The sequence below is a fragment of the Nocardia brevicatena NBRC 12119 genome (genome assembly GCF_000308495.1).
GTDB classification, from domain to species: Bacteria; Actinomycetota; Actinomycetes; order Mycobacteriales; family Mycobacteriaceae; genus Nocardia; species Nocardia brevicatena.
Window position 1 is genome coordinate 1 of sequence record NZ_BAFU01000071.1, and the last position, 3,903, is coordinate 3,903.

Genomic DNA, 3,903 nt, shown 5'->3' on the forward strand with positions numbered 1-3,903 from the left:
GGCAGTGTTTCAAAGTGGTAGGTAGTTGGGGATCGCCGCCATGCGGCGATCCCCAACTCGTGTGTTGAGAACCATTGCCTGCGTTGGTGTGTCGATGGCCCGATGCAAGCGAGGTCTCCGGTAAATGGTTCAGCGACGAAGAAGAACCTGAATTACCGGAGACCTCATGACCAGCGTAGCGGTGACGGGGCGCGCGGATTTGACCGACGCCCAATGGGCGCGGCTGGTGCCATTGCTGCCCCGACCCAAGAAGACCGGCCGTCCCTCGATGTGGACCAAACGACAGCTCATCAACGGGATCCGGTGGCGAACCCGGGTCGGCTCGCCCTGGCGCGACGTGCCGCCGCAGTACGGGTCCTGGCAGGCGATTTATAGCCTGTTCCGGCGTTGGCAACGCGCCGGAACATGGTGCTTCATCCTGAAAATGCTGCAGGCCTTCGCCGAGGCAGCCGGCGATATCGACTGGCAGGTGAGTGTGGACTCGACGATCATGCGCGCTCACCAGCACGCTGCCGGCGCCCGCCGCGACCCGGGCACGCAAGCCGAACCACCGGGGCCTTTCGGCACCGAACCACCTGATCACGCCCTGGGTCGGTCACGGGGCAGGTGGGGGACCAAACTGCATCTGGCCTGCGAAAACGGGCTCAAACCGCTGTCGATGCTGCTCACCGGTGGTCAAGCCGGTGACAGCCCGCAGATGCCGGCGGTGCTCGAAGCGATCTGGGTGCCACGCCTCGGGGGCGGGCGGCCGCGCAGCCGCCCTGACCGGGTCCTGGCCCATAAGGCCTATTCCTCCCGGGCCAATCGTGAATACCTGCGCCGGCGTGGCATCCGGGCGACGATCGCGGTCCCGGCCGATCAAGCCGGGCACCGCCGCCGGCGTGGCTCCGATAGCGGGCGGCCTCCGGCGTTCGACGAGGTGATCTACCGGGACCGCAACACCATCGAGCGCGGTATCAACCGGCTCAAACAACATCGGGCCGTGGCGACCAGGTTCGACAAACTCGCCGTCCGCTACCTGGCCACGCTCCACATCGCCGCCATCAATCAATGGCTCGGTAATAGTTGAGGGCGGGCCCACGCCCGCCCTCAACTATTACTCGACTTCGAGACACTGCCTAGAAGTTTCCCTTGGCGATCTCCTTCAATGCCGCCTTCTCCAACTCCGCTTCGGCCAAAAGCCGCTCGAGCGTGGTGTTCTCGCGTTCGAGGTCTTTCAACCGCTTGGCGTCGTCGGCCTTCAGTCCGCCGAACTGGTTACGCCACCGGTAGTAGGTGGCTTCGGTGATCTGCAACGCCCGGAACACATCCGCGACGTCCTTGCCCTCGCCAAGCAGCCGATCGGCCTCGGTCAACTTGCGCACGACCTGCTCAGGGGTGTGTCTCTTCCTCGTGGTCATCGCCATCGAGCCTTCCCGCCCACAACGTGGGCCGCAAGACCCCACACAGCCGATGGACCGACCTCACGGGGTCAGGTCACATGCAGACATCTCCGGCACCACGATTACGCAGCTCGGTGAGTATCTGCAGCCAGAACGTGGCACCCTCGCCGCCGTCTCCGGCCCACAAACCGAGGATGTCGCGGGTGCCGTCCACGGTCACTGCCAACGCGACATAGACGGGTCGGTTGGCGACCTGACCGTCGCGGATCTTGGCTCTGGCGCAGTCTTCGTGATCAGTTCTGTAGCAGGATGCGTTTGCGGAGGAGGTCCAGGTTGGCCCGGCCGAACATTTGGCGTTTGATCAATTTTGATGCGTTTGATGTGGCCTTCGACCGGGCCGGAACTGTAGGGCAGGGTCAGGCCGTTGCGGACGGCATCGATGTCGCGGCGGAGGTTGCGGGCGAATGAGGCGATCGCGGTCAGTGTGTCTTTCTCGACGATACTGATCCATTCTTCGAGGCACTGTCCCTCGAGCCGGGTCGTCATGACCGCGAAGTCCTCGACATGGTTGGCCAACCGGCGCAGGTCTTTGCTGCGTTTGCCGAGCCGGCGCAGGCGCGTGGAGTCGTCGGTGGTGAGGTTGGCGGGATCGGTCATGATCCATCGGGGCATGTCGCGGACCGAAGGCGGTCGCGGGGCGGGGACTGGCATGTGGCCGGTTCTGGTGCGGAATCGACGCAGATAGCGTTGAACCTGCTGTTCGGTGCCGGGATATCCCATCTCGGCAATCTCGCGGGTGAGTTGGGCGCCGTTGCGGACGCCGTCGTTCCAGCGTCGATGCAGGTGTTCGTGGTAGCCGTCCAGGATGGACGCGCGCTGTTGGTTCTTGGCGATCAGCGGATCGACGGTTTCAGCGTTGGCGAACTTGCGCACGGTCGCCGGGTGCAGGCCCAGTTCACGACCGATCGTGGACTTGCTCAGTCCCTGCTGCAGCAGCCGGTGAACGGCGGCATGCTGATGCCGGAAGCGACGGACCACCTTCAGTTCACGATGGTCGACGACCACAGGCGCTCGACCGGAAGGCTCGGTGACAGCTTCCGAGGTCAGGGCCGCGGCAAGGTCTCGGCGAATCGCTGAAAGGTCTTTCTCCACGGCTTGGCCGAGGTTCTGCCACAGATGGAAGCGGTCGGCGACCTGCAGCGCGGCCGGAGCGCCCTACCGGGCGCCTTCGGCATAGCCGCCGGCCCGGTCTCGGCAGATGATCTGCGGCAGGGGCCTGGCACGCAGCCATGCGGCCAGGGCGTCACCATCTCGGCCGTCGATCAGGTCGATCGGTCTGCGTGTGTCCAGATCGACCAAAACTGTCCCGTAACGGTGGCCGCGGCGAAAAGCGAAATCGTCGACACCCAAGATCGCGACCGGGCTGTTCGGCGGGTCCGGTAACCGGCGGACCAGCCGGATCAACGTGTCCCGGCTGGCCGGCATCCCCAATCGGCCCGCCAACCGGGCACCGGCGCGGCCGGCCATCGCCAATGCGATCGCAGCGAGCATCGACGTCAACTGGCTCGTACGCCGGGACCACTTCACCGTCAGACCGGCCACCTGTTCAGCGAAAGTCTTCACCGGGCAATCGCTATTCGGGCAGAAGAATCGCCGAACTACCAGTTGAACAGTCACCACTCGGCCGGCGATTGCAGCGTCGGCCAACGTTCGCTGATAGCGGGAATGCACACGCGCCGAGACCGACTCACATCCTGGACACCGGACAGTCGGTGCAGTGACCACAGCCCGGATCACCACCCGATCACCCACCCTATCGACTGCTTCTATCACCAAATCCGCCAAGTGCGGCAACAACTTCCGAACATCATCCGAGCACGCAGAGACCATTACCAAGGCGGGCGTGCCGAGAAGATCACCGGATACACACTGTCGAGCGGCCGGTTCTGCCACTCGTTCATGCCGTCGATCACTTTGTCGGTGATCGTGGAGATCGTCTGCTTGGACACCTCGGCGCCATAGACCTCACGCAGGTGCGCGGAGATCTCCCCATGCGTGAGCCCCTTGGTCGACAGCGACAACACCATGTTCTCCACACCGTCGAGTCGGCGCTGTCGTTTGCGCACGATCTGCGGCTCGAAGCTGGCGTCCCGGTCACGGGGGACGTCGATCTCGACCGGCCCGACATCGGTGACCACCGTCTTCGAACGGGTCCCGTTGCGAGAATTGCCTGTTCCACGACCAGCCGGGTCGCCATGGTCGTATCCGAGATGGTCAGTGATCTCACCATCGAGGGCGGATTCGACGACCATTTTGGTCAACTGCTGCAGCGCCCACCTTCTCTGGTCAGCTGCAAACCGCTACTTCGGGCCTGGGCCACCAGCCGGCCCACAAGTTCGGCATCCACCGCTGGCGCCTTCGCATCCTTACGCTTCGCCACCGCAGCAGTATCGACCACACCGGCCGTCGTCACATCAGATATCAAGTGCCACTCCTTGGTCGGGAGTTACACCGTTGTATT

General features: G+C 64.1%; 3 protein-coding genes and 3 pseudogenes. 1 reads left to right on the forward strand and 5 read right to left on the reverse strand.

The genetic code is table 11. The features are described 5' to 3' along the window. Window positions 1–166: 166 nt before the first annotated feature. Window positions 167–1,069 carry an IS5 family transposase gene (locus ON20_RS20680; protein WP_040837849.1) on the forward strand — a complete coding sequence of 301 codons (903 nt, stop codon included), beginning with the start codon at window positions 167–169 and terminating at the stop codon, window positions 1,067–1,069. 58 nt (window positions 1,070–1,127) lie between these two features. On the opposite strand, the pseudogene ON20_RS20685 reads toward ON20_RS20680, so the two are convergent. The 5 genes and pseudogenes from ON20_RS20685 to ON20_RS20695 all read right to left on the reverse strand — a co-directional run. Continuing rightward, window positions 1,128–1,400, reverse strand: a pseudogene (locus ON20_RS20685) (transposase); the annotation flags it as partial. Between the two features lie 85 nt (window positions 1,401–1,485). After that, a pseudogene (locus ON20_RS34665) lies at window positions 1,486–1,653 on the reverse strand (transposase); the annotation flags it as partial. Then, a complete protein-coding gene (locus ON20_RS39105) occupies window positions 1,599–2,162 on the reverse strand; it encodes a transposase (protein WP_306306870.1) in 564 nt (187 codons plus the stop codon). The gene ON20_RS39105 and the pseudogene ON20_RS34665, both read right to left, overlap by 55 nt. Before the next feature lie 435 nt (window positions 2,163–2,597). Further along, on the reverse strand, window positions 2,598–3,272 hold the full coding sequence (locus tag ON20_RS38020) for an ISL3 family transposase (protein ID WP_245547357.1): 675 nt from the start codon (window positions 3,270–3,272) through the stop codon (window positions 2,598–2,600). A 20-nt stretch (window positions 3,273–3,292) separates the two neighbouring features. Then, window positions 3,293–3,789, reverse strand: a pseudogene (locus tag ON20_RS20695) (transposase); the annotation flags it as partial. Window positions 3,790–3,903: the final 114 nt, after the last annotated feature.

Bases quoted from the DNA above. Each gene is read 5' to 3' on its own strand.
- ON20_RS20680 (WP_040837849.1), top strand. From the start codon at position 167: ATGACCAGCGTAGCGGTGACGGGGCGCGCGGATTTGACCGACGCCCAA.
- ON20_RS38020 (WP_245547357.1), bottom strand. From the start codon at position 3,272: ATGGTCTCTGCGTGCTCGGATGATGTTCGGAAGTTGTTGCCGCACTTG.
- ON20_RS39105 (WP_306306870.1), bottom strand. From the start codon at position 2,162: ATGGGATATCCCGGCACCGAACAGCAGGTTCAACGCTATCTGCGTCGA.